Genomic DNA, 4,680 nt, shown 5'->3' on the forward strand with positions numbered 1-4,680 from the left:
CTCACGTGGCAGCCCGACCCCGACGACCCGCGCGGCCTCGACACCGGCCTGCGCCCCCGGCACGCCGCCGACCGCCCCGCGCTGGTCGACGCCGTCGCCGCCCTCATCGACCACACGCCCGGCGCCCCCGCCGGGCAGGAGGAGACACCATGACCGACGCAGTGCTCGTCCTCGAGGACGGCCGGACGTTCGCCGGGCAGGCGTACGGCGCCACCGGACGGACCCTCGGCGAGATCGTCTTCAACACCGGCATGACCGGCTACCAGGAGACCCTGACCGACCCGTCGTACCACCGGCAGATCGTCGTCATGACGGCGCCGCACATCGGCAACACCGGCGTGAACGACGAGGACCCCGAGTCGGGCCGCATCTGGGTCGCCGGCTACGTCGTGCGCGACCCCGCACGCCGGTCGTCGAGCTGGCGCGCACGCCGCACGCTGGACGAGGAGCTCGACGCGCAGGGCGTCGTCGGCATCAGCGGCGTCGACACCCGCGCCCTGACCCGGCACCTGCGCGAGCGCGGCGTCATGCGCGCGGGCGTCTTCTCGGGCGACGCGCTGGTCGGCCCCGAGGGCGACCGCCGCCCGGTCGACGAGCTGCTCGACGAGGTGCTCACCGCGCCCGCCATGGCCGGCGCCGACCTGGCCGGCGAGGTCTCGACCGACGAGGGCTACGTCGTCGAGGCGCTCGGCCCGGACGGCACGCCGCTCGACACGCCCGTCGCGACGGTCGCCGCGGTCGACCTCGGCATCAAGGCCATGACCCCGCAGCGGCTCGCCGAGCGCGGTGTGCGCGTGCACGTGCTGCCCGCGACCTCGACGATCGACGACGTCCTCGCGACGCAGCCCGACGGGGTGTTCTTCTCGAACGGCCCCGGCGACCCGTCGGCCGCGACGCACGAGGTCGAGCTCCTGCGAGACGTGCTCGACCGGAAGATCCCGTTCTTCGGCATCTGCTACGGCAACCAGCTGCTCGGCCGCGCGCTCGGCTACGGCACCTACAAGCTCGGATACGGGCACCGCGGCGTGAACCAGCCCGTGATCGACCGGGCCACCGGCAAGGTCGAGATCACCGCGCACAACCACGGGTTCGCCGTGGACGCCCCGCTCGACGGCGAGTCGACCGCTCCGCACGACGGCGGCCGCTACGGCCGGGTCGTCGTGAGCCACGTCGACCTCAACGACGACGTGGTCGAGGGCCTGCGCGCGCTCGACCTGCCCGCGTTCTCCGTCCAGTACCACCCGGAGGCGGCGGCGGGTCCCCACGACGCCGCCTACCTGTTCGACCGCTTCGTCGGGCTCATGACCGGCACCGACGACCCGACCACGAAGGGTGCCGCCTGATGCCCCGCCGCACCGACATCTCCAGCGTCCTGGTCATCGGGTCCGGCCCGATCGTCATCGGCCAGGCGTGCGAGTTCGACTACTCGGGGACGCAGGCCTGCCGCGTGCTCAAGGAGGAGGGCCTGCGGGTCGTCCTGGTCAACTCGAACCCGGCCACGATCATGACCGACCCGGAGTTCGCCGACGCGACCTACGTCGAGCCGATCACGACCGAGGTCCTCACGAGCATCATCGCCAAGGAGCGCCCGGACGCGATCCTGCCGACGCTGGGCGGCCAGACGGCCCTCAACGCGGCGATCGCGCTCGACGAGGCCGGCGTCCTCGCGAAGTACGACGTCGAGCTCATCGGCGCGAACATCCCCGCGATCCAGAAGGGCGAGGACCGCGAGCAGTTCAAGCAGGTCGTCGAGGTCTGCGGCGGCGAGTCCGCGCGGTCCGCGATCGTGCACACGATCGACGACGCCCTGGCCGCGGTCGAGGACCTCGGCTACCCGGTCGTCGTGCGCCCGTCGTTCACGATGGGCGGCCTCGGCTCGGGCATCGCGTACGACGAGGACGACCTGCGCCGCATCGTCGGCCAGGGCCTGCACTACTCGCCGACCACCGAGGTGCTCCTGGAGGAGTCGATCCTCGGCTGGAAGGAGTACGAGCTCGAGCTCATGCGCGACAAGCACGACAACGTCGTGGTCGTCTGCTCGATCGAGAACGTCGACCCCGTCGGCGTGCACACCGGCGACTCGGTGACCGTCGCCCCCGCGCTCACGCTCACCGACCGCGAGTACCAGAAGCTGCGCGACATCGGCATCGCGGTCATCCGCGAGGTCGGCGTCGACACCGGCGGCTGCAACATCCAGTTCGCGGTCGAGCCCACGACGGGCCGCGTCGTCGTCATCGAGATGAACCCGCGCGTGTCGCGGTCGTCCGCCCTCGCGTCGAAGGCGACGGGCTTCCCGATCGCGAAGATCGCCGCGAAGCTCGCGGTCGGCTACACGCTCGACGAGATCCCGAACGACATCACGGGCTCGACACCCGCGTCGTTCGAGCCGACGCTCGACTACGTCGTGGTCAAGGTGCCGCGGTTCGCGTTCGAGAAGTTCCCCGCCGCGGACCCGACGCTGACGACGACCATGAAGTCCGTCGGCGAGGCCATGGCGCTCGGCCGCAACTTCACCGAGGCGCTCGGCAAGGCGATGCGGTCGATCGACAAGAAGGGCTCGGTGTTCCACTGGGCCGGCGAGCCCGCGACGGGGGAGGCCCTCGACGCGCTGCTCGGGACGATCGGCCGCCCCACCGAGGGCCGGCTCATCGACGTGCAGCAGGTGCTGCGCGCCGGTGTCGACGTCGACGAGGTGTACGCGCTCACGGGCATCGACCCGTGGTTCCTCGACCAGGTGCAGCTCATCAACGAGGTCGCCGCCGAGACGGCCGAGGCTCCGGCGCTCACCCGCGAGGTGCTCGCGCACGCCAAGCGGCACGGCCTGTCGGACGCGCAGGTCGCGCAGCTGCGCGGCACGACCGAGGACGCGGTGCGCGGCGCCCGCCACGCGGTCGACCTGCGGCCCGTCTACAAGACGGTCGACACGTGCGCCGCGGAGTTCGCCGCGCTCACGCCGTACCACTACTCGTCCTACGACGAGGAGACCGAGGTGCGGCCGCGCGAGCGTCCGGCGATCCTCATCCTCGGCTCGGGTCCGAACCGCATCGGTCAGGGCATCGAGTTCGACTACTCGTGCGTGCACGCCGCGCTCGCGCTCAAGGGCGAGTTCGAGACCGTCATGGTCAACTGCAACCCCGAGACCGTGTCGACGGACTACGACACGTCCGACCGGCTGTACTTCGAGCCGCTGACGTTCGAGGACGTGCTCGAGGTCTACCAGGCCGAGCTCGCGGCGGGCCCGGTCGCGGGGCTCATCGTGACGCTCGGCGGCCAGACGCCGCTGTCGCTCGCGCAGCGCCTCGCGGACGCCGGGCTGCCGATCCTCGGCACGCCGCCGTCGGCCATCGACGCCGCGGAGGACCGCGGCGAGTTCGGCAAGGTGCTCGAGGCCGCGGGCCTGCCCGCGCCGGCCTTCGGCACGGCGACGACGCTCGCCGGCGCCCGCGAGACCGCGCGCCGCATCGGCTTCCCGGTGCTCGTGCGCCCGTCCTACGTCCTCGGCGGTCGCGGCATGGAGATCGTCTACGACGAGCACCAGCTCGCCGAGTACGTGCAGCGCGCCCTCGACAACGCCGCCGACGGCGGCCGCGCCGGGACGCTCCCGCCGCTGCTCATCGACCGCTTCCTCGACGACGCGATCGAGATCGACGTCGACGCGCTGTTCGACGGCGAGGAGCTGTTCCTCGGTGGCGTCATGGAGCACATCGAGGAGGCCGGCATCCACTCCGGCGACTCGGCGTGCGCGCTGCCCCCGGTGACGCTGTCGACGTCCGAGCTCGAGCGCATCCGCCTGTCCACCGAGGCGATCGCCCGGGGCGTCGGCGTGCGCGGCCTGCTCAACATCCAGTTCGCGCTCGTCTCCGACGTGCTCTACGTCCTCGAGGCGAACCCGCGCGCGTCGCGGACCGTCCCGTTCGTGTCGAAGGCCACGGGCGTCTCGCTCGCGAAGGCCGCGGCGCTCGTCATGGCGGGCCGGTCGATCGCCGACCTGCGCGCGGCGGGCCTGCTGCCCGTGCAGGACGCGAGCGTGCTCGACCTCGACTCGCCGGTCGCCGTCAAGGAGGCCGTGCTGCCCTTCAAGCGGTTCCGCACCGCCGAGGGCGTCGTGGTCGACACGGTCCTGGGTCCGGAGATGCGCTCGACGGGCGAGGTCATGGGGTTCGACGTCGACTTCCCGACCGCGTTCGCGAAGTCGCAGGAGGCGGCGTTCGGCGGCCTCCCGACGAGCGGCACCGCCTTCATCTCGGTGGCGGACCGCGACAAGCGCTCGATCGTCTTCCCGGTCAAGCGGCTCGCGGAGCTGGGCTTCGAGATCCTCGCGACCGAGGGCACCGCGGCGGTCCTGCACCGCTCCGGCATCCGCTCGCGCGTCGTGCGCAAGTACTCGTCCGGCCGGGGCGCCGACGGCGAGCCGACGATCGTCGACCTCATCACGGCCGGCGACGTCGACATCGTCGTGAACACGCCGTCGGGCCAGGGCGCGCGCGCCGACGGCTACGAGATCCGCGCCGCCACGACGGCCGCCGACAAGGCGATCGTCACGACCGTGCAGCAGCTCGGTGCGGCTGTGCAGGCGATCGAGGCGGCCCAGGCCGGGCCGTTCGCGGTGACGAGCCTGCAGGAGCACGACGCCGCGGCGGACCAGCGGCGCGCGCAGGCGGCCGTGGTGACCGCGTGACG

At 72.5% G+C, this 4,680-nt stretch carries 2 protein-coding genes; both read left to right on the forward strand.

All coding sequences use genetic code 11. The features are described from left to right. Nucleotides 1-149: 149 nt before the first annotated feature. Nucleotides 150-1,343 (forward strand): glutamine-hydrolyzing carbamoyl-phosphate synthase small subunit, encoded by a 1,194-nt coding sequence (gene carA / locus HGA02_RS10990; RefSeq protein ID WP_168679042.1) that lies wholly within the window; start codon nt 150-152, stop codon nt 1,341-1,343. After that, nucleotides 1,343-4,678 (forward strand): carbamoyl-phosphate synthase large subunit, encoded by a 3,336-nt coding sequence (gene carB / locus HGA02_RS10995; protein WP_168679043.1) that lies wholly within the window; start codon nt 1,343-1,345, stop codon nt 4,676-4,678. Before carA ends, carB begins: the two co-directional genes overlap by 1 nt. The last annotated feature ends 2 nt before the right edge of the window (nt 4,679-4,680 follow it).

The sequence above is a fragment of the Cellulomonas septica genome (genome assembly GCF_012396155.1).
Taxonomy (GTDB): domain Bacteria; phylum Actinomycetota; class Actinomycetes; order Actinomycetales; family Cellulomonadaceae; genus Cellulomonas; species Cellulomonas septica.

Coding starts and splice junctions, on each gene's coding strand:
- carA (WP_168679042.1), top strand. CDS start 150: ATGACCGACGCAGTGCTCGTCCTCGAGGACGGCCGGACGTTCGCCGGG.
- carB (WP_168679043.1), top strand. CDS start 1,343: ATGCCCCGCCGCACCGACATCTCCAGCGTCCTGGTCATCGGGTCCGGC.